Genomic DNA, 26,969 nt, shown 5'->3' on the forward strand with positions numbered 1-26,969 from the left:
CCAGTCTCCAGTCTAAAAAAATCATTATCCTATCATTATAACAGATATAGCTATAGCCTTCCCTAACAGGGCAAAATAAAAAACGGCAGCACATGGCTGCCATTTCAATTTATTTCTTTTTGACTTGGAATATCTGCGTTTCTCCAGCGATAGCTTGATCCGGATAGAGTGCTTCCAATGTATATTGGCTTGCTTCATAATTGGTGATAATTACTGGAGTGATGCTGCTTTTCGCATTTGCTTCGATGAATGCTTTTTCGAAGGTGACGAGTTTATCACCAGCAGAGACTTTATCGCCTGCTTTTACAAAAGTCTCGAAGCCTTCTCCCTTCAGATTGACAGTATCCAAACCGATATGGAGAAGCAGTTCCAATCCCATTTGCGTTTTCAAGCCGATGGCATGCTTTGTTTCGAACACCTGGACAACTTCTGCATCAATAGGGCTGACGATTGTCTCATCTGATGGTTCGATAGCGATACCATCACCCATCATCTTCTCGGCAAACACTGGATCAGGCACTTCCTCCAGCGGGACTACTCTTCCATTGACAGGGCTTACAAAACTTTCTTCCGTAATATTTTTACCGAATAGTTTCTTTAGCATATTATGTCTCTCCTCGGAATAGATCGTTTTGATGAAAATCTTATTAGTATCATATTAAAGCGTTTTCTCCCTGCGGGTCAATGAAAAACATCCAGTCAGTTGGATATTGCCTAAAAGCGCTAACATTAGGTATAGTAGAGAAAGACTGATTTTTAGAGCGGAAATGAGGTTTGACGCAGTGTGATATAAGAAATCAATCACAAAGACAATCAGGCTATACGAATGATAATAGAACGGTAGGTAATGAACCGATGCAAATAAAACAAGAAGTACAAAAACGTAAGACTTTCGCTATCATCTCCCACCCGGATGCCGGGAAGACGACAATGACTGAGAAATTGCTCGTTTTCGGGAATCTGATTCGTACTGCAGGTACGGTAAAAGGAAAGAAATCAGGCAAATTCGCTACATCTGACTGGATGGAAATCGAAAAGCAGCGCGGAATTTCCGTTACATCGTCTGTAATGAATTTCCCTTATAAAGATTATCAAGTAAATATCCTGGATACACCAGGACACGAAGATTTCAGTGAAGATACGTATCGCACACTGACGGCTGTCGATAGTGTTGTCATGATCATCGATGCGACAAAAGGGATCGAAGCACAGACATTGAAACTATTCAAAGTGTGTCGTATGCGCGGTATTCCGATCTTTACTTTCATTAACAAGCTTGACCGAGAAGGGCGAGAGCCGCTGGAGCTTTTGGAGGAAATCGAAAGTGTATTGGATATCGAGACATATCCAATGAACTGGCCAGCAGGAATGGGCAAGCGTTTCCTAGGTATTTTCGATAGATACAACAAGCAATTTGTCCGCTTTAACGGAAATGAGGAAGAAACATTCATTCCTTATGACCAGCTGGATGATCCAGCGTATGCTGATTTAACGGGTGATTCTACATTTGAAGATACAAAAGGTGAGCTGGAGCTATTAGAAGAGGCTGGCGATCAATTCTCAATGGATCGCGTCCTTGCTGGTAAGCAGACGCCTGTCTTCTTCGGCAGCGCACTTGCGCCATTCGGAGTACAGACATTCTTTGATACGTTTGTTAATCTTGCACCTGCGCCAGGCAGCCGTCGTACGACAGAAGGTATCGTATCGCCTGAGAAGGAAGAGTTCTCCGGATTCATCTTCAAGATTCAGGCGAACATGAACCCGGCTCACCGTGACCGGATTGCATTCCTGCGGGTCTGCTCAGGTAAATTCGAGCGTGGTATGAGCGTCCAGCTCTCCCGCTCAGCGAAGCCGATCAAACTTTCCCAGTCACAGCAATTCGTCGCATCCTCCCGTGATACGGTCGAAGAAGCGTATGCTGGAGATATTATTGGTATTTATGATCCAAACATTTACCGAATTGGGGACACACTCATCGAAGGGAAAGCAAATTTTGAATTCGATGAACTGCCGCAATTCCCGCCGGAAGTGTTCAAGAAAGTTACCGCCAAGAACGTTATGAAAGCCAAGCAGTTTCAGAAAGGTATCGAGCAGCTTGTTCAAGAAGGAGCAATCCAGCTGTTCCGCGGAAAACGCGACAACAGCTATATCTTAGGTGCAGTCGGAGAGCTTCAGTACGAAGTATTCGAATATCGAATGAAAAACGAGTATAATGTAGAAGTGGTATTGGAATCGATGGGAGAACGCATCCCTCGCTGGCTAAAGGCCGAGCAAGTGGATGAACGCTTATTTGATGAGCGCAGTCTGCTCGCACAGGATCGCGAAGGGGAGTACTTGGCATTGTTCAAGAATGATTTCGCCCTCCGCTGGTTCACGGATAAAAATCCGAAAGTCGATTTGATTGATCTATTTGAGGTCAACCAATACGACCAAGCTTCTAACTAATAATAAAGCCGTCAAATTTTGGCGGCTTTTTGCTATCTATTTGTTTATGTTTCGTATATTAGGTAAACATCTATACTAGCAGGTATGTGGAATTTTAAACGAATGTTTGTTCGTGTTTTTATATATTTTATGCTATGATGACATTAGTATACAGAACGGAGGAATTTGGCATTGAAAGAAAAGGAAACGTTTGAGTTAGTATCCAAATACGAGCCGCAGGGTGACCAGCCGAGAGCGATTGACGCCCTAGTCGACGGCATCCACCAAAACAAGCGTCATCAGACACTTCTCGGCGCGACTGGTACCGGTAAGACGTTCACCATTTCGAACATGGTGAAGGAAATAAACAAACCGACACTTGTCATTGCACACAATAAAACATTGGCTGGTCAGCTGTACAGTGAGTTTAAGGAATTTTTCCCGAACAATGCAGTGGAATATTTCGTCAGCTATTACGATTATTATCAGCCGGAAGCATACGTACCACAGACAGATACATTCATCGAGAAGGACGCAAGCATCAATGATGAGATTGATAAGCTGCGCCACTCCGCTACATCTGCGCTATTTGAACGCAATGATGTATTGATTGTGGCAAGTGTGTCCTGTATCTATGGCTTGGGTTCCCCGGAGGAATATAAGAGCCAGGTGCTGTCTGTGCGCGTCGGTATGGAGAAGGATCGAGATGCTCTTCTTCGTAACCTAGTTGATATCCAATACGCACGGAATGATATTGATTTCCAGCGCGGAACCTTCCGTGTTCGCGGGGACTCAGTTGAAGTCATTCCGGCATCAAAGGAAGAACATTGCATCCGCTTTGAGTTCTTTGGGGATGAAATCGATCGGATTCGTGAAGTGGACGCCCTGACAGGCGAAATCATCGGGGACCGGGAGCATGTCGCTATTTTCCCTGCTTCCCACTTCGTAACACGCGAAGAGAATCTCAAGAAGGCAATTGTCAATATTGAGAAAGAGCTCGAGGATCAGCTGAAAGTCTTCAAGGAGCAAGGCAAACTGCTGGAAGCACAGCGATTAGAGCAGCGGACGAACTACGACTTGGAAATGATGCGGGAGATGGGTTTTTGTTCAGGTATTGAAAACTACTCAGCTCAGCTTACTTTCCGCGAACGGGGAGCCACACCTTATACGCTGCTGGACTTCTTCCCCGATGATTTCATCGTTGTCGCGGATGAGTCCCATGTTACGCTGCCGCAAATAAGGGGAATGTATAATGGTGACCAAGCACGGAAAAAGGTGCTCGTTGATCATGGCTTCCGTCTGCCATCAGCTATGGATAACCGGCCGCTCACATTCCAGGAATTTGAGAAGAAAACAGAACAGCTTGTCTATGTATCTGCAACACCTGGTCCTTATGAAATCGAGCACACACCGGAAATGATCGAACAGATCATCCGACCGACAGGATTGCTAGATCCGGAAATCGACATTCGACCGATTGAAGGACAGATTGACGATATTATCAGTGAAATTTATAAGCGGACCGAAAAGAATGAGCGTGTACTAATCACGACGCTGACGAAAAAGATGTCCGAGGATTTAACCGATTATTTGAAGGATATCGGTATTAAAGTGGCGTATTTGCATTCAGAAATAAAGACGCTTGAACGAATTGAAGTCATTCGTGATTTGCGCGTTGGAAAGTATGATGTACTCATCGGAATCAACTTGCTGCGAGAGGGCTTGGATATTCCGGAAGTATCCCTTGTAGCCATTCTTGATGCGGATAAGGAAGGCTTCCTGCGATCCGAGCGTTCATTAATTCAGACAATGGGTCGGGCAGCTCGTAACGAAAACGGGCATGTCATTATGTATGCCGATAAAATTACCGATAGCATGCAAAAAGCGATGGATGAGACGGCGCGACGCCGTGAGATCCAAATCGCTTACAATAAAGAGCATGGCATTACGCCGCGGACCATCCAGAAAGAAGTGCGGGATGTCATCAAGGCAACGATTAGTTCCGAAGAGTCTGGAACGAATAAGAAAGATACACCGGACTTGACGAAGCTTACGAAGAAAGAAAAAGAAAAAGTCATAGCCGAGATGGAAAAAGAAATGAAACAGGCTGCACGCGATCTCAATTTCGAGCGCGCTGCCGAGCTTCGTGATCTTGTATTGGAACTAAAAGTGGAAGGGTGAAGAAAGTGGCGAAGAAAAATATTTCAGTCAGAGGCGCCCGCGCCAATAACTTAAAAAATATCGATATTGATATACCAAAGGATAGTCTAGTCGTATTGACTGGACTATCTGGGTCAGGGAAATCCTCGCTCGCTTTTGATACCATCTACGCAGAAGGGCAAAGGCGTTATGTGGAATCCCTATCTGCATATGCCCGCCAGTTCCTTGGTCAGATGGATAAGCCAGATGTGGATTCGATCGAAGGATTGTCGCCAGCTATTAGTATTGACCAGAAAACGACAAGCAAGAACCCGCGTTCCACTGTTGGAACAGTTACGGAAATCTATGATTATCTGCGTCTTCTGTACGCAAGAGTCGGACGTCCGACTTGCCCGCGACATGGTATTGAAATCAGCTCTCAAACAGTAGAACAAATGGCCGATCGTATTCTGGAATTCCCAGAACGTTCCCGATTGCAGGTACTTGCACCTGTAATTTCCGGTAAGAAAGGCGAGCATGTGAAGGTGCTCGAAAAGCTTAAAGCGGAAGGTTATATCCGTCTTCGTGTTGATGGCGAAATGATGGAAATTCATGATGATATCAAACTGGAGAAAACAAAGAAACACTCTATTGAAGTTGTTGTCGATCGTATCGTTATTAAGGAAGGTATTACCGGCCGCTTAACGGATTCCCTAGAAACTGCTCTTAAGCTTGGAGACGGCCGTGCCATCGTGGATGTGATGGATGTTGAGGAGCTGCTTTTCAGTGAGCATCATGCTTGTCCGATTTGCGGATTCTCTATTGGAGAGCTGGAGCCGCGCATGTTTTCTTTCAACAATCCATTTGGCGCGTGCACGTCTTGCGACGGACTTGGTACAAAATTAGAAGTCGATCCCGATCTAGTTATCCCGAATAAGGATTTGACACTGCGTGATGGCGCAATTGCAGCGTGGGAACCGACTAGCTCCCAATATTATCCGAAGCTATTAGAAGCTGCCTGCAGTCACTTTGGTATCGATATGGATGTACCGGTAAACGAACTGCCGGAGGGACAGCTTGATATCCTGATGAACGGAAAGAAAAAGGATAAGATTCATTTTCGCTATGAAAATGACTTTGGTCGCGTCAGAGAAAGCAATATAGAGTTCGAAGGTGTTTTGACTAATATTGCTCGGCGGTACCGGGAAACAACATCCGATTTTATCCGGGAACAGATGGAAAAGTATATGAACAACCGACCGTGTCCGAAATGTAAAGGTCATCGCCTGCGTGAGGAATCGCTCGCAGTTCTTATCAACGGTCATCACATCAGCAATGTAACCGCAAAATCAGTAATTGAAGTGAAACACTTCATGGAAGACCTTGAACTGAGCGAGAAGGAAAGACAAATCGCCTTTATGATCACCAAGGAGATAATAGACAGGATTACGTTCCTGAATAACGTCGGCTTGGATTATTTGACTCTTTCCCGTGCAGCTGGCACATTGTCGGGCGGAGAAGCGCAGCGGATTCGTCTTGCTACACAGATTGGATCAGCTTTGACTGGTGTATTGTATGTGCTGGATGAACCGTCCATTGGGCTGCATCAGCGTGATAATGACAGGCTGATCGAAACGATGAAGCGGATGCGCGATCTTGGCAATACACTTCTCGTGGTTGAGCACGATGAAGATACGATGATGGAAGCAGATTGGCTTATTGATGTCGGACCTGGTGCTGGTGAGCATGGGGGACAAATCACGAGTCAGGGAACACCTGCAAAAGTGATGAAAGATAAGAAATCCCTTACTGGGCAGTATTTGTCCGGTAAGAAATTCATCCCGCTGCCGTTTGAACGCCGCAGTCCGGATATGCAGCGTTCCATTGAAATCATCGGAGCGGAAGAAAATAACTTGAAAAAAGCATCTGCGCAAATTCCGCTCGGTCTTTTCACCGCGGTTACAGGTGTGTCCGGATCTGGGAAAAGTACATTCGTAAATGAGATTCTGCACAAAACCCTAGCGCAGAAGCTGAACCGGAGCAAGGCGAAGCCTGGTAAACATAAAGAAATCAAAGGTTTGGAGCATTTGGACAAAGTTATCGATATTGACCAGTCTCCAATCGGACGGACTCCTCGTTCCAATCCGGCTACGTATACTGGTGCTTTCGATGATGTTCGTGATGTGTATGCGAGCACAAATGCCGCAAAGGTTCGCGGTTATAAAAAAGGCCGTTTCAGCTTTAACGTCAAGGGCGGGCGCTGTGAAGCTTGCCGCGGAGACGGCATCATCAAGATCGAGATGCATTTCCTTCCGGATGTGTATGTACCATGTGAGGTTTGTCATGGTAAACGATATAACCGCGAAACACTTGAGATTAAATATAAAGGTAAAAGTATTGCAGATGTGCTAGATATGACGATTGAAGAGGGCTTGGAGTTCTTTGCCAACATCCCGAAAATCAAGCGTAAACTGCAGACGATTTCCGATGTGGGTCTTGGCTATGTAAAACTTGGACAGCCTGCAACGACATTATCCGGCGGTGAAGCGCAGCGTGTGAAGCTTGCCAGTGAACTGCATAAACGCAGTAATGGAAAGACATTCTATATTCTGGATGAACCGACAACGGGCTTGCATGTGGATGATATTTCACGATTGCTGAAAGTACTTGAGCGCATTGTGGAAAATGGGGATACGGTTCTAGTTATTGAACATAACCTCGATGTCATCAAAACAGCTGATTACCTTATCGATCTAGGTCCCGAAGGCGGAGATCGAGGCGGAGAGATTGTAGCAACCGGCACACCAGAGGAAGTAGCGGAAGTGCCTGCTTCTTACACTGGTAAGTACTTGAAGCCAATCCTTGAGCGTGATCGCGAACGTACGACCAGCCAAATAGAATATGCAACGCATGTTGCAGAAAGCTAAAAAGATACAGCGAGGCTTTTGCCCGCTGTATCTTTTTACATATGTTAATCCCTTAAAAACATCAAAATGAGCAATGCAGCGGAATTTGTAGTAAAATATTTGTTTAGATATAGCTTTGGAAGGAGCGACTTACGGTGAAGCCGATTGATTTGATTGAAGTGCAAGAACAAATAGATGCATTTGCTGGAAAAAAAGTGTTTATACATCTGGAAACGACAAATGGTGCATATGCTAATCATGTAAATGAAAAAGCGTACAATGTTGGTGCTTTTATCCGGAATGCACAGGTGACTTACGAGCATGGCAAGATAAAAGGTGCTGGAGCAGCCTATCGCGTTGGTTTGAAAACAGAAAACGGCTGGGTTTACGCAGAAGGACTGAATGCATGGGAATTGGATGATAAGAATCGTCTGCTCATGGCTGGTCATGATCGGGAAGGCCGATTGATGGTTTCATTGGAAATAAGCGAGACAGCGTTCTAAGGAGGAGCAATAATCATGGAAAAACACGTAGTAGTTATCTTCCCGCATCCGGACGACGAAGCTTTCGGAGCTGCTGGTACAATTGCTAAGTTCAGACAGGAAGGTGTGCCGGTAACATACTTGTGCGGTACATTGGGAGAAATGGGACGCAATATGGGTAATCCTACTTTTGCGACTCGTGAGTCATTACCTGAAATTCGTAAGAAGGAATTGCAGGATGCTTGTAAAGTGATGGATGTAGAATTGAAAATGCTTGGTTACCGAGATAAAGTATTGGAATTCGAGGATCTATCTAAAGTTAGTGATCATTTGAAAGAGTTGCTTGAGACAATCAACCCAACACTCGTAATCACACACTATCCGGAATATGCAGTTCATCCTGATCACAATGCACTTGGTGCAGCTGCGATTGATGCTGTGTCACGGATGGAGGAAAGTACTCGTCCGACAGTTTGGGCGCAGGCGTTTATGCGCGGATACCAAGAGATCTTAGGAAAACCTGATGTTGTACAGGACATCCGTCCTTTTGTAAAAACGAAAGTGAAGACGATTCTATGTCATAAATCTCAAGCGCAAGGCGTGCTTGGAAATGTCACTGGAGAAGAACTTACAGAAGAGAACATGGAAGCTATCGCATTGGAACATTTCAAAGAGGAAACATTCTATACTTGGAACTTCGAAAACATATAATCCGTATATGTGTAAAGGAGGCTATGTATGAGAACAGAGAGAAAGAAGATTCTGAAACAGCTGGAAGAAGGAATGCTCACTGCCGAAGAAGCAGAGCTGCAGCTTGCTGCTCTCGATGAGCGGGCCTTTGGTGCTGTGCAGGAGCAGGATACCAACGAAGAGAAGAAACTGGTAGTCCAGGAGCTTATAACAGCTGGCGAGGATCCTAAAAAGCAGCGTACCGGCGGTAAGGCAGCCAAGAAAAAAAATGTCGGTCCAAAAGTGCTGCAATATGTCCAACAGGCTTTCAGTAAGATTAAGAATGCTGATCTGGATTTGAACTTCGGCGATCACTATACAGTGGACCACATTTTTCAGGCTGATGAGACATTCGCGAAATTAGAGCTGAAAATCTATAACGGCTCCATTACGGTCAAGAGCTGGAATGAGCCTTTGGCAAGGCTCGAGACGAAAGCAAAGGTCTATCAGGAAGAAGATGAGACAGCAGCTAGGAAACGATTCACTGATAAGGCTTATTTCGCCATTGCAGATGGCAAACTGCAGTTTTCGTTACAGGATAAACGGATTAAACCTGAAATCACGTTGTACGTTCCAGAAGCTGTATATGAGGAATGCATCTTAAAAACTTTCAACGGCACGATTCGTACGGATTCTGTGAGCAGCACGAATATATATTGTAAAACGACGAATGGCAGCATTGATCTGCAGGGAGGCGGCGGTTCTATCGTCAGTGCTGAAACCTCCAATGGCAGTATCAAGCTGAAACATGTGGCTGCGAAGGATCTTTTGTGTGAGTCCGTTAATGGTTCGCTCCGGCTGGAAGGAAACTTCCGTAAGCTTGATGCGCAAACTTTCAATGGCAGCATCCATTGCGAGTGGCATAACGAAGATCCGGATAGCGCCTTCTTCAAAGCTACTAATGGAAGTATCCGTTTGAAGTCCTTAGCGGCAATCCCGCTGAATGGGCGAATCACGACGAATATCGGCTCCCTGCATTGTGATTTGGATGAATATATTGTCATTGACGAATCAAAGGAAGTCGTTAAAAAAGCTCTCAAATTCGAGACGTATCCAGCTGCAACAGAGAAGCTCCACTTGGAAGCGAACACGAAGACTGGTTCTGTTTGGGTGCTTCCGTAACATGGAGATCATTTATGCTTAGATGGATTTTGACACTATTGCTGAACAGCGTATCCTTAATCATTGTTAGCTATATATTTGATTCCTTTTATCTAGAAGGCTTTGGTACTGCCATCCTGGCGAGCTTTATATTGTCGGTTCTTAATCTCCTAGTCCGTCCAGTGTTGATTTTCTTGACGCTGCCACTGACTGCTTTGACATTCGGATTGTTTCTGTTTGTCATCAATGCAGTTACCTTGATGATCACACAAGGTCTGATTGGTGAGAATTTCATAATCGAGGGATTTGGTACAGCAATTATCGCAGCAATCATTCTTGCATTGCTGAACCTCATCCTAAATTGGCTCATCCGTGATCGGATTACGAGCTGAAGATGCTCTGCGGCATGTCGCCGCAGGGCTTTTTTGTGCCTAGGTATCTATCTTTTCTGGAAGTATGCTAGAATAAACAAGAATTGTTAGGATGGAGGGTTCTTATGGCAAAAGTAGTCATTCAAGATTTATTGGATCGTTTCAATCTGGAATTGCTGACAGGGGATGCAGGCGTACAGCGTGAGATTTTCATGAGTGATATTTCCCGTCCTGGTATAGAGTTGACTGGTTATTTTAAATATTATCCGCAAGATCGGCTGCAGCTGTTCGGGAAGACGGAGCTTTCCTTTCTCGAAGAGCTCACGAGCGAGCAGAAGCGAGAGCGTTTCGAGAAAATATGCTCTGATGTTACGCCGGGTCTGATCATTACACGTGGTCAGGAAGTGCCGCCGGAGATGAAGGAAGCGGCAGAGGCTGCTGGTGTTCCGATATTACGTTCACCGCATAAGACGACGCGAGTTATCAGTCGGATTACGAATTTCTTAGAAGCAAAATTTGCTCCGTTTACCGCAGTACATGGTGTGTTGGTGGATATTTACGGTATCGGTATTCTGATTACGGGTCAAAGTGGTGTTGGTAAGAGTGAAACAGCATTAGAGCTCGTGAAGCGCGGACACCGTCTTGTTGCGGATGACAGTGTTGAAATCCGACAAGAGGATTATGATACTCTAATTGGAAATTCTCCTTCTTTAATCGAACATTTATTAGAGATACGCGGCTTAGGTATCATCAATGTGATGACGCTGTTTGGCGCAGGTGCCGTACGCAGCCACAAGAAAATTTCCATCGTCATCAACTTGGAGACATGGGATCAATCGAAACAATATGATCGAGTTGGTCTTGATGAAGACACGATGAAAATCATGGATGTAAACGTACCGAAGATGACAGTACCAGTCCGTCCAGGGCGTAACTTGGCAGTCATCATCGAAGTAGCTGCGATGAATTTCCGTCTGAAACGCATGGGCGTGAATGCAGCAGAAGAATTTTCACAGCGTCTTACCAAGATGATTGAGACAGGAAAAGATGATGAGGGAGACATGATGGATGGAAATGTGTGAAGTACAACCGCTTAACCGGGTATTTCTGCAGCTCGGTTCGGTGTCGATCTATTGGTATGGTGTCATTATCGCAGTCGGTGCAGCGCTCGGACTATGGCTGGCTATCCGCGAATCAAAAAAGCGCGGATTACATAAAGATACTTTCGTCGATTTCCTTGTGTTTGCTATTCCAGCTGCCATCATTTCTGCACGTATTTATTACGTCGCGTTTGAATGGGAAAGCTATGCGGATGGGCCGTTTTGGAAAGTGTTTGCGATATGGGAAGGCGGCATCGCCATCCATGGTGCCCTAATCGGTTCCATCATCACGGCAATTATTTTCTGCCGAGTAAAGAAAATTCCTTTCTGGAAGCTGGCGGATATTACGGCTCCGAGTTTAATACTTGGACAAGCGATCGGACGCTGGGGCAACTTTATGAACCAGGAAGCTCATGGCGGACCAGTTTCAGCAGAAGCGTATCAGAACTACATTCAGTATCTTCCGGATTTCATCAATAACCAGATGTGTATTGATGGCGTTCTGTATCACCCAACATTCCTTTACGAATCGTTGTGGAATATTCTTGGGTTCGTTATTTTGCTCGTTCTTCGCAGAGTGAATCTAAAACGCGGGGAAATGTTCTTGTTCTACCTCGCTTGGTATAGTCTTGGACGTTACTTTATCGAGGGCATGCGGACAGATAGTCTAGTAGCTGAGGGATTGCGTGCAGCGCAAATCGTCTCAATCGTGGCCATCGTCATTGCGATAATTATAGTTATTATCCGCCGTCGTCCTGGTGCGAATACACCTCGTTATAAAGATTAGAAATAGAGAGGCGAGTGCAAAATGGCAATTACGACATTGTTGTTTGACCTTGATGGAACGCTGATAGATTCAAATAGTCTAATTCTGGCTTCGTACACTGCTACACTAGAGCAGTACATGGGGCGGACGTATGAGCGGGAAGAACTGCTTCCGTTCGTTGGTCCTCCTCTGAAGGATGTGTTCGAAAATATTGATCCTGTTAGAGCGGAAGAAATGATTGCAGCATATCGGGAACATAACTTGAAGCATCATGATGCTTACGTTGAAGCGTATCCTTATGTGGCTGAAACACTACAGAAGCTCAAGCAGGCAGGCTTTAAGCTGGGTATCGTAACTACGAAGATGCGCGACACAGCTGAGCGGGGTCTTCGGGTATGCGGGCTTGGCGGATTGTTTGATGTAGTAATCGGGTATGATGATATCAAGCAGCCAAAGCCTCACCCGGAACCAGTTCTAAAAGGTCTCGATGCACTCGGAAGCTTGCCAGAAGAGGCTATTATGATCGGAGATAATTACCATGACATCGAGTCTGGCAAGAATGCCGGCACGAAATCTGCGGGTGTGGCTTGGTCGATCAAGGGCAAGCAGTCCTTGCTGGCTTATGGACCGGATTATATGCTGGAGGATATCCGTGACCTACTCGATATCGTAAAGGAAGAAGCACATGCGGAAAACGGAAAGCCATCCCGTTAAAGGATCGAACTCGCTTTGGCAGCTTTATAAAACAGTTTCCTTTTGGAAAGTAGTAAAGAACTTCATCGTTATCCAAATTGGCCGCTATACGCCCTTCCTTGCTATGAAAAATAGTTTGTATAAGACATTTCTAGGGATGAAAATTGGCAAAGAAACAGCGCTAGCTCTCATGGTAGTGCCTGATTTTCTCTTTCCGGAACGGATCACGATTGGTAGGAATACAATTATCGGCTATAATACGACGATCTTGGCTCACGAGTATTTAACGACAGAATATCGGCTAGGTGACGTCATCATCGGGGATAATGTGATGGTAGGAGCCAATACGACGATTCTGCCAGGTGTCACAATAGGAGATGGAGCGGTCGTCTCCGCTGCCACACTTGTTCATCGGGATGTGCCTCCTGGTGCGATGGTCGGCGGAAATCCGATGCAAGTGATTTATACAGCAGAACAACGAAAGAACAAGCAGACAACCTAGTGTGTCTGCTTGTTTTATAAGGAGGAATAGAATGGATTTAGGACAGCGCATTTTGCCTGCAGCCCGTAATGAAAGGGATTTTGATGAATTGCTTCAGCGGGAAGATATGCAGATGATGGTCCTGCTCGAAACTAGAATTGCACAGCTCCCTTCCCAAATCAAATATGCGAAAAAGGCGGGTAAGAAGGTATTTTTGCATGTAGATTTAATACAAGGATTGAAAACGGATGATGCAGGTATGGACTTTGTCTGCCAGCGTCTGAAACCGGATGGCGTCATATCGACAAGAACGAATGTAATTCATGCAGCTAAAAAATATAAGATAACTGCCGTCCAGCGATTATTCTTAATTGACGGCCATGCATTGGATCACAATCTTTCTTTGATCAAGAAGACTCAGCCGGATTATATCGAAGTTTTACCGGGGTTAATTCCTCATATGATAAAAGAAGTATCCGAGCAAGTGGGCATTCCAGTCATAGCTGGAGGCCTCATCCGCACACGTGAAGACGTGGATTCCGCATTGGAAGCAGGTGCGACAGCGGTTTCAACTTCTAAAAAAAGTTTGTGGTAAGTTGTTGACACCGCTTTCAAATAGGTGTAAAGTCTACCTATAAGTTAATATTAATGATCGGAGATACGGAGAATCCATTACCTTTTTAGTACACGCCAAGGGGCATACTATGTTATATTAGGTGATGGATTTTTCTTATCCAAAAGACAGCGCTTCCTTGTAATATTTTTAGGGTGATTGTAGCTATTTTCTATGATGCTTATGGGGTAGGGTTGATTTGGACGCTTAATGAAAGCGCTCTCCGAAAAAAATTATCAATAAAGGGGACAATCACAATGAGCATCTTTGCAGCTGAAACTATCGGCACAATGGTACTAATACTCTTCGGGGGAGGAGTAGTAGCAGTAAGTAACTTGAGCAAGTCCAAAGGAGAAGGCTCAGGCTGGATCGTAATTACAATTGCATGGGGTCTTGCAGTAGCAATGGGTGCCTATGCAGTAGGCGGTTTTTCAGGAGCGCATTTAAACCCAGCAGTAACACTTGGTTTAGCGATTAACGGAGCTATTGAATGGAATGTTGTACCGACATACCTTGCTGGTGAGATGGTTGGAGCATTCTTAGGTGCAGTACTCGTATTCTTAGTATATTTACCGCATTGGGCGAAAACGTCAGACCCGATGGCAAAGCTTTCAGTTTTTGCTACAGATCCTGCAATTGATAGTCCTATTTCAAACATGCTGACAGAAATCATTGGCACTTTCATCCTAATGCTTGGTATTCTATTCATTGGAGGCAACTCTTTAGCAGAAGGATTTAATCCATTATTGACAGGTTTACTTATCGTGGTTATTGGTATGGCACTTGGTGGTCCTACTGGATATGCCATCAACCCTGCACGTGACTTAGGTCCGCGTATCGCGCATGCATTGCTGCCGATTCCTGGTAAAGGCTCATCCAACTGGAAATACGCGTGGGTTCCAGTTGTAGGTCCATTGCTTGGTGGTGCATACGGTGCATATTTCTATATCGGATTTTTCAAAGGAGACTTGCAAGTTGGTTTCTGGATTTTATCTGCTGTACTATTAGTAATCATTATCGCTGCAGTTCGAGGGGAACTTGTTAAGGCAAATGCAGAAGCAGCTGCAAATAATGGTGTAAAAACAAGGGGGATTAAATAATGGAAAAATTTATCATGGCACTTGACCAAGGTACAACAAGCTCACGCGCAATTTTGTTCAACCACAATGGCGACATTGTGGAAACAGCACAAATGGAGTTCGAGCAGTTCTTCCCGCAATCCGGCTGGGTAGAGCATGATGCGAACGAAATTTGGACATCAATTTCTGCATGTATGGCAGAAGTACTTCGCAAAGCGGATATCGACGCGAAACAGGTTGCGGGTATCGGTATTACAAACCAGCGTGAAACAACAGTCGTATGGGATAAGAACACGGGCCGTCCTATTCATAAAGCGATTGTTTGGCAATCCCGTCAAACATCTGACATCGTAAATGATTTGATCGAAAAAGGTCACAACGATTTATTCCGTGAGAAAACAGGTCTATTATTGGATGCTTATTTCTCCGGTACGAAAGTGAAATGGATCCTGGATAATGTAGAAGGTGCACGTGAAAAAGCAGAGAATGGTGACTTGCTGTTCGGTACAATCGATACATGGCTTGTTTACAAGCTTTCCGGTGGTAAAACGCATGTTACTGACTATTCCAATGCTGCCCGTACATTGATGTACAACATCCACGAACTTAAATGGGATGATGAATTATTAGATATCCTTGAAGTACCTAAATCAATGCTTCCTGAAGTAAAACCTTCTTCAGAAGTGTATGCCAACACAATCGATTACCACTTCTTCGGTGAAGAGGTACCAATCGCAGGTATCGCTGGTGACCAGCACGCTGCCTTATTCGGTCAAGCTTGCTATGAGCCGGGTATGGTGAAAAACACTTATGGCACAGGTTGCTTCGTCCTTATGCACACAGGTGAGGAAGCTGTAAAATCCGATCATGGTTTGTTGACTACAATCGCATGGGGACTTGATGGAAAAGTTGAATACGCACTGGAAGGAAGTATTTTCGTAGCAGGTTCAGCAGTTCAATGGCTGCGTGATGGTTTGAAGATTATCGAATCTTCTCCTGAAAGTGAGCGTCTAGCTACTAGTGTTTCCGACAATGGCGGTGTATATGTAGTTCCTGCTTTTGTTGGTCTTGGCACACCTTATTGGGATAGTGATGCACGCGGTGCAATGTTCGGTATTACACGCGGAACAACAAGTGCACACATCACACGTGCAACATTGGAATCTCTTGCATTCCAATCCAAGGATGTTGTTGACGCAATGATCGAGGATTCCGGTATCGATGTGAAGCAGCTTCGTGTTGATGGCGGTGTCGTGAAAAACGATTTCCTTATGCAGTTCCAAAGCGATATGCTTGATGTAGATGTAGAACGTCCAGTCATTCAGGAAACAACAGCCTTAGGTGCTGCCTACTTGGCTGGTTTGGCTGTCGGCTACTGGGAAAGCCGCGATGAGATCGCCAACAAATGGCAGATCGATCGCACGTTCAAACCGAATCGCTCCAAAGAAGAAAAAGATCAGCTCTACGCAGGCTGGAAAAAAGCTGTGGAAGCGACACGTACTTTCAAGTAATATAACTTTTCAAATCCGGCCCGGCATGTTATACTGAATTCACAAGTTAATGATTCGGCCTGAGACTTTGGAGAGACCGTGAATATCTATACATTGTATGGATTATTTGCGGTCTCTTTTTGCTTTCTATACATGACTTCTACACTATTGGGGTATAGAAATACAGGGAGCGCTGAATCTAAAAAGGAGTGTTCATGCATGACTGTTTTCTCTAGTAAAAAACGTAATGAAATTTATGCAAATTTAACCGATAAACCTCTAGATCTTCTTGTAATCGGTGGTGGGATCACTGGTTCCGGTATCTCTCTTGATGCAAGAATGCGCGGGATGAACGTAGGTCTTGTTGAAATGCAGGACTTCGCAGCGGGAACTTCTTCCCGTTCAACAAAATTGGTTCATGGTGGTTTGCGCTACTTGAAGCAATTTGAAGTGAAAATGGTTGCAGAAGTTGGTAAAGAACGTGAAATCGTTTATGAAAATGGCCCTCACGTAACAACACCAGAATGGATGTTGCTTCCGTTCCACAAGGGCGGGACAATGGGTCCATTCATGACAAACATTGGTTTGCGTGTGTATGACTATCTTGCAGGCGTTAAAAAAGCAGAACGTCGTACAATGCTGAAACGTGACGAAGTATTGGAAAGAGAACCACTAGTGAAATCAGAAAACCTTCTTGGTGGCGGTCGTTATGTTGAATACAAAACAGATGATGCGCGTTTGACACTTGAAGTTCTGAAAAAAGCTGTGGAAAAAGGCGTTCATGCGATTAACTACACGAAAGTAACTGAGTTCATTTATGATGCTGGTGGTAAAGTGACTGGTGTTGTAGCAGAAAATCTTACAACTGGTGAAAAGCATCGTATCTTCGCGAAGAAAATTGTAAATGCCGGCGGCCCTTGGGTTGATACACTACGTGAAAAAGATGGTTCTAAAAAAGGTAAAACCTTGCATCTTACAAAAGGTGTTCACTTGGTATTCGATGGAGAGCGTTTCCCATTGCGCCAGGCAGTATACTTCGATACTCCAGATGGTCGGATGGTATTCGCAATACCACGTGAAGGTAAAACATATGTTGGTACAACAGATACAACATACAAAGGTGATATCAAACACCCTGTGATGACTGTTGAGGATCGTGACTATATCATCGATTCCGTTAACTACATGTTCCCGACAGTGGAAATCACAAAAGACGATGTAGAATCAAGCTGGGCAGGTCTTCGTCCGCTTATCCAGGAAGAAAACAAAAAACCTGGTGAGATCTCTCGTAAGGATGAAATCTTCGTTTCTGACAGCGGTTTGATCTCCATGGCTGGCGGTAAGCTGACTGGTTACCGTAAAATGGCAATCGAAGCAGTTAACCTTGTTGCTGATCAGTTCAAGAAAGAAGAAGGCATTCTTTATTCCCAAGCGGATACGAAGCACCTTCCAATCTCCGGCGGGGAAGTTGGCGGATCCAAAGGCTTCGAACGTTTCAAAGAGCGCAAAGTGGATGAAGGAAAAGCTATCGGTCTTTCTGCTGAAGATGCACTTAAGATGGTAAGCCGTTACGGAGCGAATGTGGATAAAGTCTTCGAACGCTTCGAAACACTGAAAGATGAAGCGAAAGCTGCTAACATCGATCCGCTTGTATTCGCGCAGCTGCGCTATGCAATAGAAGAAGAGCTAGCATTCAAACCAGTCGACTTCTTCGTTCGACGTACAGGTGCGTTGCTATTCAACATCAACTTTGTTCATACAAACAAAGATGCGGTTATCGATTACATGGCTGAAACGTTAGGTTACTCTGCAGAGCAAAAATCAGAGTACACTCGCGAGCTAGATGTATTGGCGAAAGAAGCAGTTGTGCCGGTTAAAGAAGACGACCTGCAAACTGTGTAATCTTTCTCATCAAGAATAGACTGTTTCCCTTAGGGGGAGCAGTCTTTTTTTCTTCAAGTGTAGGAGCAGATGTAGAAATATGATATACTTCTTGGGATATCTAAAAGCAGTAGGAGGAAACACATGCAAACGCTGGAACCAGCAGAGCAGCAGGCACGACCGTCAAATATCATCCCCTTCATTCCAGAAGGAGATTTCTATTATAAAAAAGGCGTAGAAGCCTATCGGAACGGTAAGCTGGACAAAGCTATGAAATGGCTTAATAAAGCAATCGAAATGGAACCGACGGAAGTGATCTATCACTGCCAGAAGTCGGTTATTTTTACGGAAATGGGATCGTTCCATAAAGCGATCTATATACTAGATGACATCATTAAAGAGCATGGAGATGATTACGCGGAATGCTTTTATTTGCTTTCCCATAATTATTCTAAGCTTGGATATATGCACGACGCAGAAAAGTACGCTAACTTGTACTTGAAAATGGATCCAGAGGGAGACTTCCGGGAACAGGCTGAGGAACTGTTGACGTACGTGGAAGCTGAGGAAGAGGACGATGAGCTTTGGACAACAGAAGAAGAAGATGAGCTCATCATGTTCCAAGAGTCGGCGTTTTATTATTTAGAGCGAGAAGAATGGCAGTTTGCTTTGCCGATTCTGGAAGAAATGATGAGCATGTTTCCGGAACATATGCTTGCGAAGCATGAGTTTGCCAAAGCACTTTTCTTCTCCGGTAATCAAAAGGAAGCAGTGCGAATGGAAGAAGAGCATTTATTGAGTGAGCAAGTCTCTGTCTACACACATGTGAATCTCGCTATGTTCTACCATGAATTGAATCAATTTGACCAGAGAGACGAACATCTGCGCTTGCTTCGCAATATCTTCCCTATCCATGAAGAGCAGCATTTACGTATCGCATGCACTTTTTCCATGACAGGATATTATGAAGACGCCGTCGAACGCTTCCTTCATCTGGATAAAAGACGTGTGAAAGGACATGCTTCCTATTATAAGTGGTTCAGCTTGGCCGCGAAGAAGGCTGGCAACGGAGCATATGCTGAAAAGTTATGGCAGGAAGGCAGCCGCAGATTCAGCCATCTGACAAAAGAAGATTTTTATTGGCTTTCTTAATGCTATAGGCAGAAAGATGGACGTTGTGCACAGAATCTTATATGCTAACGAGTAGATAAAACGACTGATAAAGAGGAAAGGGGTTAATTTAAATGACTGAAGAAAGAATTTATGACGTGATCATTGCAGGTGCGGGACCAGCTGGTATGACAGCAGCAGTCTACACTTCACGTGCGAATCTTGATACGCTTATGTTGGAAAGAGGTATTCCAGGCGGTCAGATGGCGAATACGGAAGATGTGGAGAACTATCCTGGTTATGATTCCATCCTAGGACCTGATCTTTCCAATAAAATGTTTGAGCATGCGAAGAAATTCGGTGCAGAATATGCTTACGGAGATATCAAGGAAGTGAAGGACGGCAAGGAATATAAAACAGTAGTTATAGGAAACAAAGAATATAAGACACGTTCTCTTATCATCACAACAGGTGCGAAGTGGAAAAAGCTAGGTGTACCAGGCGAAGATGAATTGAGCGGACGCGGTGTTTCTTATTGTGCTGTTTGTGATGGTGCATTCTTCAAAAACCGTGAATTGATCGTAGTTGGCGGAGGAGATTCTGCTGTCGAGGAAGGTGTTTACCTGACTCGATTCGCTGAGAAAGTTACAATCGTACACCGCCGTGACAAATTACGTGCGCAGCCAATTCTGCAGCAGCGTGCTATCGCAAATGAAAAAGTTGATTTTATTTGGGATACGACTGTTGAGGAAATCAATGGTGAAAATAATAAAGTATCCAGCGTAACGCTTCTAAACCAGCGCACTGGAGAAAAATATGAAAAATCTGCTGATGGTGTGTTCATCTATGTCGGAATGGTACCATTAAGCGAACCATTCCAATCTCTTGGCATCACAAATGATCTTGGCTATATTCATACGAATGAACGTATGGAAACAGCTGTACCTGGCGTTTTCGCAGCTGGAGATATTCGTGATAAAGAGCTTCGACAAATCGTGACAGCAACAGGAGACGGCAGTATTGCTGCTCAAGCTGCTCAAGGCTATGTAGAAACTCTTAAAGAAGAGCTGAACACAATCGGTAAGTAATAGGCTCGGCCATTCCTTGTAAATGATTCTTAATGCTGCTGTAACATGGGCGACACAATCATTTGCTATACTGGTTTTAACTAATTGACCCCCTTTTAATAGATAAATTAGTTATTGGCATAGGTGTCTCGGCACCTATGCATTTTTTTTGTTCTTTTAGGGATTAACGGCGATTTTTGGTAAAGACTTAGGAAACATAATACTGTTTGAAGATAAACAGAAATAGTATAATATAGAGTGATGTGTATAACGAACCAACATGTCCACTTACACAGAGAAAGAGGTGGAAGCATGCAACGTGTTGCAAACTGTATTTTGGCAGTTGATGACAAAGTTCTCTTATTGAAGAAACCGAGTAAAGGATGGTACTCAGCGCCTGGTGGGAAAATGGAGCTGGGTGAATCCGTAAAAGAAACAGCCGTCCGGGAGTTTTGGGAAGAAACAGGATTGACTATACATGAACCCGAGCTTCGCGGTACGTTTACTTTTGTTATAAAGAAAGGCGAAAAAGTTGTACATGAATGGATGATGTTCACCTTCTTCGCTGAAGAATATACTGGTGATCTGCTTGAAGAAAGCCAGGAAGGTAAGCTGGAATGGATAGATAAAAAGAAAATCAAGGATTTGCCAATGGCAGAGGGAGATCGCGATATTTTCGCCCATATGTTCAACACAGATGAGCCATTGTTCGGCACATTCGTCTACACGGAGGATCGCCAGCTGCTGCAATCAAAGCTGGATCCGACGACACCAGAATAAACGGGGGATACGTATGGAGAAACAGTTGAATGAAACCAAGCTCGTCATCATTACAGGTATGTCAGGAGCAGGCAAAACGGTTGCCGTTCAAAGCTTCGAGGACTTGGGTTACTATTGTGTGGATAACTTGCCTCCAGCACTATTGCCGACATTCCTAGATTTGATGCGTGATGCTGCCAATGATATTAAAAAGGTAGCCCTTGTCATGGATTTACGAGGCAGGGAATTCTTCGATTCATTATTCGAAGCATTGGACAAGCTGACACAGGAGAATTGGCTGGAACCGCAAGTATTATTCCTCGATTCAAAGGATGAAGTGCTCGTAACCAGATACAAAGAAACACGCAGGACGCATCCGCTTGCTCCGGAAGGACTTCCTCTTGAAGGTATCCAACAGGAACGTGCGTTACTTGATCAAATGCGTGGCAGAGCACAATTCATCGTGGATACATCGACTTTGAAGCCAAAACAGCTCCGCGAGAAAATCATGAAACGTTTCAAGGATACCAATTATGAAGAGTTCACGGTGCAGATGCTGAGTTTTGGTTTTAAATACGGGCTTCCAATTGATGCAGATCTCGTCTTTGATGTCCGTTTCCTTCCGAATCCTTTCTACGTGGAGAATCTCAGACCGCAGACAGGCTTGGATGAACCTGTTTCCTCATATGTATTCAAGTGGTCCGATACGCATACTTTTCTGCAGAAGCTCGAGGATATGCTGACTTTCATGCTGCCTCAGTACAAGAAGGAAGGTAAAAGTCAGCTTATCATAGCCATCGGCTGTACGGGCGGACAGCATCGCTCAGTAGCCATCGCAGAGTATTTGGCTAAACGGTACAGCGATAACTATGCGACGCATGTGACGCACCGTGATGTAGAAAGGAAAAGCCACTGATGACAAGGAAAAAAATAGTTGCAATTGGGGGTGGAACAGGCATGCCTGTTCTGCTGCGAGGACTAAAACAGCTTCCTGTCGATCTTTCTGCAATTGTCACGGTAGCCGACGATGGAGGCAGCTCAGGTAAACTGCGTACCGAGCTAGCGATGCCGGCACCAGGGGATATCCGGAATGTCATTGCTGCATTGGCTGATGCAGAGCCGATGCTGATCGACTTGTTCCAGCATCGATTTAAGGACGGCAATGGATTGTCAGGCCATTCGATGGGAAATCTACTGCTGGCAGCAATGACCTCTATTTCCGGAGATTTTTATAATGGTATCAAAGAAATATCACGCGTACTTAAAGTAAAGGGCAATATTTATCCGATTGCCAATCAGAACGTCGTGCTGCATGCAGAGATGACAGACGGCGAGATTGTAACGGGGGAATCTAATATCCCTCTTGCGAATAAACAGATCAAACGTGTATTTGTCAGTCCGCTGCCGGTCAAGCCATTGCCGGATGCAATCGAAGCAATCAAGCAAGCTGATTTAATCGTTATCAGTCCAGGAAGTCTCTACACGAGTGTTATGCCGAATCTGATTGTTCCAGAGATTGAGAATGCCCTGCGAGATGCACCTGGCAAGGTTGTCTACGTATGTAATGTGATGACACAATACGGCGAAACGACGGGCTATACAGCAGGAGATCATATTCAAGCCATACATGATCATATCGGAGCTGATATTGTCTCGACAATCGTCGTCAATAATAGTTCAATTGAGCAAGATATTCGTGAAAATTATGCAGAAGAGCATGCCGAACCGGTCATTTATGATATTAGCCGTCTAAAGTCTTTAGGACTTAAAGTGATTGAAGCTGATATTATCGACCATGACCAGCTGAAGCTCCGACATGATACACATAAAATTGCTAAGCTGCTTTACGCGATGCTGTAAAAGCGAGGCACGAGAAGGGGGGAGAGCTTCGTGAGCTTTGCATCAGAAATAAAGAAGGAATTGACGACCATTCCAATTGAAATGACGGATGTAAAAAGTGAGCTAGCAGCTTTAATACGGATGAACGGATCTGTCTCTTATTCGAGACAGGAATATATGCTGGATGTTCAGACAGAGAATGCAGCCATAGCAAGACGTATCTATACGTTGCTGAAGGCGATCTATCAGCATCCAATCGAACTGCTCGTCCGTAAAAAGATGAAGCTGAAGAAAAATAATGTCTATATAGTACGATTAAATAAACAAGTGGATGACCTGCTGCGCAATCTAGAAATTCTAGAAGACAAATTCACTTTTGTCCGCACAATCAGTACATCCTTCACGGATACTGCTGAGAAGCGCAGAGCGTATTTACGTGGTGCTTTTCTAGCAGGAGGTTCTGTAAATAATCCGGAAACATCTTCCTATCATTTGGAGATATTCAATACACACAAAGAACATAGTGATGCACTTTGCGAGCTGATGAATACATTCGATTTGCATGCCCGCAGTACGGAGCGTCGTAAGGGCTTTATTACTTACTTGAAAGAAGCAGAGAAGATCACGGAATTTCTCAATATCGTAGGTGCTCACAGCGCTTTGTTTAAATTTGAAGATGTTCGGATTGTACGAGATATGCGTAACTCGGTTAACAGGCTCGTTAACTGTGAAACAGCAAATCTCAACAAGACGATTGGCGCTGCTTTCCGCCAAGTTGAGAATATCAATTTCATCAAAAACACAGTTGGTATCGGGGCATTACCGGATAAACTCCAGGAAATAGCTGAGCTTCGTGTCCAGCATCAAGATGTTTCGCTGAAGGAACTTGGCGAACTGGTTTCCACCGGGAAGATCAGTAAATCCGGTATTAACCACCGTCTTCGTAAAATAGATGAATTCGCTGACAGACTTCGTAATGGGACATCAGTTAAAAAAGCATAAGCAGGTATAAAGCTGATATAGCATGTGGTATACTTAGAAGACACTCAAATGGGTGTTTTCTTTTTCAATGTTTTGGTAGCGCTTACTTGGAAGATGGGAGGAATCACATGTGATCCAAAAAACCTTGCGTGTCACCCTGGATACTGGTTTGCAAGCCAGACCCGCAGCAAGCTTCGTCCAGCAAGCCAATCGTTTCAACGCCTCTGTGTTTGTAGAAAAAGGGAACAAATCGGTAAACGCTAAAAGCATCATGGGTTTGATGAGCCTGGCTATAGCCCAAGAAGAATTGATCACCTTGAAAATCGATGGTTCGGATGAGGTGGAAGCAATGGAGGAGCTTACGGCCTTCATTACCACTCCATCAGCAGCCAGCTGATTTTCCCGCAAAAAAAGTCCTGAATTATTCAGGGCTTTTTTTTGCTAATATGTGGTAACCGACGCTGTCCTAGTGTAGGCTATGTATTGTAAGATTTTTATAAGAAAGAAAGGAGATTACATTTTGAACGCAAAACGTTGGATCGCAATCGGAATTGCAGCTGGATTGCTTGCCGCATCGGTCGGTTTCCAAACCTTGTTCGCTGTGATTAATAGCAACTTCACAGAAGCGTTTGATTCAGCAACTGGAAGCACTTATATGAGTGAAGAAGTTGTTGAAGATGGAGATATGACGAATCGGATAGCGGTACTGAAAGTAGAAGGTACAATTCAGGATACTGGAGAAGAAGCTTCTTTATTGGGAAGCGCTACATATAATCATACAGCCTTTTTAGAGCAATTGGAGCAGGCTGGTATGGATGATACTGTCGGAGGTGTCATCATCGAAGTGAACAGCCCTGGCGGCGGTGTCGTCGAAAGTGCTGAAATTCACGATAAGGTAGTAGAAGTACAAGAAGAATACGGAAAGCCAGTTTATGTGTCGATGGGTAATACAGCAGCTTCTGGCGGCTATTATCTAGCGGCAAGTGCGAATAAGATTGTCGCTCACCCCGCTACACTGACAGGATCAATTGGTGTTATCATGTCTACACTCAATTACGCCGAGCTTGCAGATAAAATCGGTATCAAAGAGGAAGTTATCAAGAGCGCTGAGCATAAGGACATCATGTCTGGAGCGAGAGAAATGACGGATGAAGAGCGGGATATCCTGCAGTCCATCATTGATGATATGTATGCTGACTTCGTCCAAGTCATTGTAGACGGACGCGGTATGCCGGAAGATCAAGTACGTGAACTTGGAGACGGACGTGTGTATTCCGGTAAACAAGCTATGGAAAATGGCCTGGTCGATGATCTAGGGGATCTTGAAGATACGATTAGCATGATGAAAGAAGAGCAAGGTCTCGAAAACGCGGAAGTATTCGAATATACAGGAAGTAGCTTTGGTATGGGCTCCTTCTGGGCAACAGCAGCCGAAGGTCTGTTTGTTTCCGATTCTGATTTGCTCGGCATCAAGCAGCTAATGGGCAAATCGAATTCACCTGAAGCTATGTATCTTTATACGGAATAGGAGGCGTTAGAATATGGATAAAGAGAAACGTGAGCATCCAGAAGAACTGACGTCATCCGATCAGGATTTTTCCCGAACAGAGATACCTGAAGCAACGGAAACTGATGAACATACAGCGTCTGGTAAAGCATCGGATGCCTATAATAATACGTATCAAGAAAACCAGGCTGATGATAAGGAGATTAAGGATCACCGACAAGAAGCAGAGATTCCTTTATCTCCACTAGCAGGTGAACAACGATATGCAGGCTTTTGGATGCGATTTTGGGCATATATCGTTGACCTTATTGTTGTATTCAGTTTGACGGGTCTGATCGTTAAACCATTCACGATGATAGATTCCTTCCGTGAAGCGACGCTTTGGTTGTGGAGTGTCAGCGGTTTACTTGGCGGCGTGATATTCTTTGCTTATTTCCTTTTCATGACCAAATGGCGCGGACAGACATTAGGCAAAATGATATTCGGACTGCGAGTCATTCGGAAGGATGGAGAGCGGCTTTCCTGGTCAGACACTCTTATCCGGGAAGTAGTCGGCCGTTTCATTCATCGTCTGCTATTCCTGTTTTTCCTTTATGCAGTAGTAGCTTTCACACCAAGGAAGCAAGGCTTGCACGATATGTTCGCTGACACACTTGTAATCCATGAATGAAAAAAAGCCATCCAGCTTTAATTGCTGGATGGCTTTTTCTTATGTCTTAAACAGGTTTTTTCTCCATTACTTTGTCGATCAAGCCGTAGTTTACTGCTTGTTCAGCTGTAAGGAAGTTATCACGGTCTGTGTCGCGCTCGATTACTTCAAGCGGCTGTCCACTGCGTTCTGCCATGATTTCGTTTAATTTCTTTCTCATTTCGATGATACGACGAGCATGGATTTCGATATCACTTGCTTGTCCTTGTGTACCACCTAGCGGCTGGTGAATCATGACTTCACTGTTAGGAAGTGCATAACGCATGCCTTTTTCACCGGCAGTCAATAGGAATGCACCCATGGATGCAGCCATACCGATGCAGATAGTAGATACTTTCGGCTGGATGAACTGCATTGTATCATAGATAGCCATACCTGCTGTAATAGATCCGCCTGGTGAGTTGATGTATAGAGAAATGTCTTTTTCTGGATCCTCTGCTGCTAGGAATAACAGCTGGGAAACAATGCTGTTGGCAACATTATCATCGATCGCGCTACCGAGCATGATGATCCGGTCTTTTAGCAAACGGGAGTAGATATCGTAAGCGCGTTCTCCTCTGTTTGTCTGTTCGATAACTGTAGGGATTAGATTCATGGTAGATCCTCCTTTGGATATGAGCTCATTATTCTAAGTAATGACTAACCTTATATTACCTAAAAGGTCAATAAAGGTCAAACAAAATACTTACTTTCTTTCGCCTATTCCATGCTTCCCTAGTTGGGAGGCATATAAACGCTGGAA

At 44.4% G+C, this 26,969-nt stretch carries 26 protein-coding genes; 24 read left to right on the forward strand and 2 right to left on the reverse strand.

Annotated features, from left to right (window positions below):
* Positions 1-109 precede the first annotated feature (109 nt).
* Positions 110-604 carry a PTS glucose transporter subunit IIA gene (locus AE2B122_RS07905; protein WP_095268483.1) on the reverse strand — a complete coding sequence of 165 codons (495 nt, stop codon included), beginning with the start codon at positions 602-604 and terminating at the stop codon, positions 110-112.
* Between the two features lie 251 nt (positions 605-855).
* On the opposite strand from AE2B122_RS07905, the gene AE2B122_RS07910 reads away from it, so the two are divergent.
* The 24 genes from AE2B122_RS07910 to AE2B122_RS19160 all read left to right on the forward strand — a co-directional run bounded on the left by AE2B122_RS07910 (position 856) and on the right by AE2B122_RS19160 (position 26,188).
* Complete coding sequence (locus AE2B122_RS07910) at positions 856-2,445, forward strand: peptide chain release factor 3 (protein ID WP_095218507.1); 1,590 nt, start codon at positions 856-858, stop codon at positions 2,443-2,445.
* A 171-nt stretch (positions 2,446-2,616) separates the two neighbouring features.
* On the forward strand, positions 2,617-4,605 hold the full coding sequence (gene uvrB, locus AE2B122_RS07915; protein ID WP_095218506.1) for an excinuclease ABC subunit UvrB: 1,989 nt from the start codon (positions 2,617-2,619) through the stop codon (positions 4,603-4,605).
* A gap of 5 nt (positions 4,606-4,610) precedes the next feature.
* Positions 4,611-7,490 (forward strand): excinuclease ABC subunit UvrA, encoded by a 2,880-nt coding sequence (gene uvrA, locus AE2B122_RS07920; protein WP_095218505.1) that lies wholly within the window; start codon positions 4,611-4,613, stop codon positions 7,488-7,490.
* 134 nt (positions 7,491-7,624) lie between these two features.
* Positions 7,625-7,972: a YojF family protein gene (locus AE2B122_RS07925; protein ID WP_095218504.1), complete on the forward strand. Its 348-nt coding sequence runs from the start codon at positions 7,625-7,627 to the stop codon at positions 7,970-7,972.
* A 15-nt stretch (positions 7,973-7,987) separates the two neighbouring features.
* Positions 7,988-8,662 (forward strand): bacillithiol biosynthesis deacetylase BshB2, encoded by a 675-nt coding sequence (bshB2, locus tag AE2B122_RS07930; protein WP_095218503.1) that lies wholly within the window; start codon positions 7,988-7,990, stop codon positions 8,660-8,662.
* A gap of 27 nt (positions 8,663-8,689) precedes the next feature.
* Positions 8,690-9,802 carry a DUF4097 family beta strand repeat-containing protein gene (locus AE2B122_RS07935; protein WP_095268487.1) on the forward strand — a complete coding sequence of 371 codons (1,113 nt, stop codon included), beginning with the start codon at positions 8,690-8,692 and terminating at the stop codon, positions 9,800-9,802.
* A 14-nt stretch (positions 9,803-9,816) separates the two neighbouring features.
* Entirely contained in the window at positions 9,817-10,173 is a 357-nt protein-coding gene (locus AE2B122_RS07940) for a phage holin family protein (protein ID WP_095218501.1), read from the forward strand.
* A 104-nt stretch (positions 10,174-10,277) separates the two neighbouring features.
* Complete coding sequence (gene hprK / locus AE2B122_RS07945; RefSeq protein WP_095218500.1) at positions 10,278-11,234, forward strand: HPr(Ser) kinase/phosphatase; 957 nt, start codon at positions 10,278-10,280, stop codon at positions 11,232-11,234.
* Positions 11,221-12,039: a prolipoprotein diacylglyceryl transferase gene (gene lgt, locus AE2B122_RS07950; protein WP_095268490.1), complete on the forward strand. Its 819-nt coding sequence runs from the start codon at positions 11,221-11,223 to the stop codon at positions 12,037-12,039. Before hprK ends, lgt begins: the two co-directional genes overlap by 14 nt.
* Positions 12,040-12,060: 21 nt before the next feature.
* On the forward strand, positions 12,061-12,732 hold the full coding sequence (gene ppaX / locus AE2B122_RS07955) for a pyrophosphatase PpaX (RefSeq protein ID WP_175073670.1): 672 nt from the start codon (positions 12,061-12,063) through the stop codon (positions 12,730-12,732).
* A complete protein-coding gene (locus AE2B122_RS07960; RefSeq protein WP_095268492.1) occupies positions 12,704-13,213 on the forward strand; it encodes a DapH/DapD/GlmU-related protein in 510 nt (169 codons plus the stop codon). Before ppaX ends, AE2B122_RS07960 begins: the two co-directional genes overlap by 29 nt.
* 31 nt (positions 13,214-13,244) lie before the next feature.
* Complete coding sequence (locus AE2B122_RS07965; protein WP_095218496.1) at positions 13,245-13,787, forward strand: glycerol-3-phosphate responsive antiterminator; 543 nt, start codon at positions 13,245-13,247, stop codon at positions 13,785-13,787.
* 275 nt (positions 13,788-14,062) lie between these two features.
* On the forward strand, positions 14,063-14,905 hold the full coding sequence (locus AE2B122_RS07970; RefSeq protein ID WP_095218495.1) for an MIP/aquaporin family protein: 843 nt from the start codon (positions 14,063-14,065) through the stop codon (positions 14,903-14,905).
* Positions 14,905-16,395: a glycerol kinase GlpK gene (gene glpK / locus AE2B122_RS07975; protein WP_245840330.1), complete on the forward strand. Its 1,491-nt coding sequence runs from the start codon at positions 14,905-14,907 to the stop codon at positions 16,393-16,395. The genes AE2B122_RS07970 and glpK overlap by 1 nt, the downstream gene beginning before the upstream one ends.
* 198 nt (positions 16,396-16,593) lie before the next feature.
* A complete protein-coding gene (locus AE2B122_RS07980) occupies positions 16,594-18,276 on the forward strand; it encodes a glycerol-3-phosphate dehydrogenase/oxidase (protein ID WP_095218493.1) in 1,683 nt (560 codons plus the stop codon).
* Positions 18,277-18,399: 123 nt separating this feature from the next.
* Entirely contained in the window at positions 18,400-19,407 is a 1,008-nt protein-coding gene (locus AE2B122_RS07985; protein WP_175073672.1) for a lipopolysaccharide assembly protein LapB, read from the forward strand.
* A 92-nt stretch (positions 19,408-19,499) separates the two neighbouring features.
* Positions 19,500-20,453, forward strand: a complete 954-nt coding sequence (gene trxB, locus AE2B122_RS07990) for a thioredoxin-disulfide reductase (protein ID WP_175073674.1) — start codon at positions 19,500-19,502, stop codon at positions 20,451-20,453.
* Positions 20,454-20,744: 291 nt separating this feature from the next.
* Positions 20,745-21,212, forward strand: a complete 468-nt coding sequence (locus AE2B122_RS07995) for an 8-oxo-dGTP diphosphatase (RefSeq protein WP_093880390.1) — start codon at positions 20,745-20,747, stop codon at positions 21,210-21,212.
* Between the two features lie 13 nt (positions 21,213-21,225).
* Positions 21,226-22,107, forward strand: coding sequence for an RNase adapter RapZ (gene rapZ, locus AE2B122_RS08000; protein ID WP_095229242.1), 882 nt, complete (start codon positions 21,226-21,228; stop codon positions 22,105-22,107).
* The gene (gene yvcK, locus AE2B122_RS08005) at positions 22,107-23,051 is read left to right on the forward strand and encodes a YvcK family protein (RefSeq protein ID WP_175073676.1); all 945 of its coding nucleotides are present in this window, start codon (positions 22,107-22,109) and stop codon (positions 23,049-23,051) included. The genes rapZ and yvcK overlap by 1 nt, the downstream gene beginning before the upstream one ends.
* A 30-nt stretch (positions 23,052-23,081) precedes the next feature.
* The gene (whiA, locus tag AE2B122_RS08010; protein WP_038564637.1) at positions 23,082-24,032 is read left to right on the forward strand and encodes a DNA-binding protein WhiA; all 951 of its coding nucleotides are present in this window, start codon (positions 23,082-23,084) and stop codon (positions 24,030-24,032) included.
* A gap of 109 nt (positions 24,033-24,141) precedes the next feature.
* Complete coding sequence (locus AE2B122_RS08015) at positions 24,142-24,408, forward strand: HPr family phosphocarrier protein (RefSeq protein ID WP_038564640.1); 267 nt, start codon at positions 24,142-24,144, stop codon at positions 24,406-24,408.
* Positions 24,409-24,531: 123 nt separating this feature from the next.
* Entirely contained in the window at positions 24,532-25,539 is a 1,008-nt protein-coding gene (gene sppA, locus AE2B122_RS08020; protein ID WP_175073678.1) for a signal peptide peptidase SppA, read from the forward strand.
* 13 nt (positions 25,540-25,552) lie between these two features.
* Complete coding sequence (locus AE2B122_RS19160; RefSeq protein ID WP_254593455.1) at positions 25,553-26,188, forward strand: RDD family protein; 636 nt, start codon at positions 25,553-25,555, stop codon at positions 26,186-26,188.
* A gap of 46 nt (positions 26,189-26,234) precedes the next feature.
* On the opposite strand, the gene clpP is transcribed toward AE2B122_RS19160, so the two are convergent.
* The gene (clpP, locus tag AE2B122_RS08030; protein ID WP_038564644.1) at positions 26,235-26,822 is read right to left on the reverse strand and encodes an ATP-dependent Clp endopeptidase proteolytic subunit ClpP; all 588 of its coding nucleotides are present in this window, start codon (positions 26,820-26,822) and stop codon (positions 26,235-26,237) included.
* Positions 26,823-26,969 lie beyond the last annotated feature (147 nt).

The sequence above is a fragment of the Terribacillus sp. AE2B 122 genome (assembly GCF_902497585.1).
Taxonomy (GTDB): domain Bacteria; phylum Bacillota; class Bacilli; order Bacillales; family Amphibacillaceae; genus Terribacillus; species Terribacillus saccharophilus_A.

Excerpts from the sequence above, each read along its gene's own strand:
- AE2B122_RS07985 (WP_175073672.1), top strand. The coding sequence starts at position 18,400 with ATGCAAACGCTGGAACCAGCAGAGCAGCAGGCACGACCGTCAAATATC.
- glpK (WP_245840330.1), top strand. The coding sequence starts at position 14,905 with ATGGAAAAATTTATCATGGCACTTGACCAAGGTACAACAAGCTCACGC.
- AE2B122_RS07970 (WP_095218495.1), top strand. The coding sequence starts at position 14,063 with ATGAGCATCTTTGCAGCTGAAACTATCGGCACAATGGTACTAATACTC.
- hprK (WP_095218500.1), top strand. The coding sequence starts at position 10,278 with ATGGCAAAAGTAGTCATTCAAGATTTATTGGATCGTTTCAATCTGGAA.
- trxB (WP_175073674.1), top strand. The coding sequence starts at position 19,500 with ATGACTGAAGAAAGAATTTATGACGTGATCATTGCAGGTGCGGGACCA.
- AE2B122_RS07960 (WP_095268492.1), top strand. The coding sequence starts at position 12,704 with ATGCGGAAAACGGAAAGCCATCCCGTTAAAGGATCGAACTCGCTTTGG.
- AE2B122_RS07905 (WP_095268483.1), bottom strand. The coding sequence starts at position 604 with ATGCTAAAGAAACTATTCGGTAAAAATATTACGGAAGAAAGTTTTGTA.
- AE2B122_RS07995 (WP_093880390.1), top strand. The coding sequence starts at position 20,745 with ATGCAACGTGTTGCAAACTGTATTTTGGCAGTTGATGACAAAGTTCTC.
- clpP (WP_038564644.1), bottom strand. The coding sequence starts at position 26,822 with ATGAATCTAATCCCTACAGTTATCGAACAGACAAACAGAGGAGAACGC.
- yvcK (WP_175073676.1), top strand. The coding sequence starts at position 22,107 with ATGACAAGGAAAAAAATAGTTGCAATTGGGGGTGGAACAGGCATGCCT.
- AE2B122_RS07935 (WP_095268487.1), top strand. The coding sequence starts at position 8,690 with ATGAGAACAGAGAGAAAGAAGATTCTGAAACAGCTGGAAGAAGGAATG.
- AE2B122_RS07980 (WP_095218493.1), top strand. The coding sequence starts at position 16,594 with ATGACTGTTTTCTCTAGTAAAAAACGTAATGAAATTTATGCAAATTTA.
- AE2B122_RS07965 (WP_095218496.1), top strand. The coding sequence starts at position 13,245 with ATGGATTTAGGACAGCGCATTTTGCCTGCAGCCCGTAATGAAAGGGAT.
- rapZ (WP_095229242.1), top strand. The coding sequence starts at position 21,226 with ATGGAGAAACAGTTGAATGAAACCAAGCTCGTCATCATTACAGGTATG.
- lgt (WP_095268490.1), top strand. The coding sequence starts at position 11,221 with ATGGAAATGTGTGAAGTACAACCGCTTAACCGGGTATTTCTGCAGCTC.
- AE2B122_RS07910 (WP_095218507.1), top strand. The coding sequence starts at position 856 with ATGCAAATAAAACAAGAAGTACAAAAACGTAAGACTTTCGCTATCATC.
- ppaX (WP_175073670.1), top strand. The coding sequence starts at position 12,061 with ATGGCAATTACGACATTGTTGTTTGACCTTGATGGAACGCTGATAGAT.
- AE2B122_RS07940 (WP_095218501.1), top strand. The coding sequence starts at position 9,817 with ATGCTTAGATGGATTTTGACACTATTGCTGAACAGCGTATCCTTAATC.
- bshB2 (WP_095218503.1), top strand. The coding sequence starts at position 7,988 with ATGGAAAAACACGTAGTAGTTATCTTCCCGCATCCGGACGACGAAGCT.
- AE2B122_RS19160 (WP_254593455.1), top strand. The coding sequence starts at position 25,553 with ATGGATAAAGAGAAACGTGAGCATCCAGAAGAACTGACGTCATCCGAT.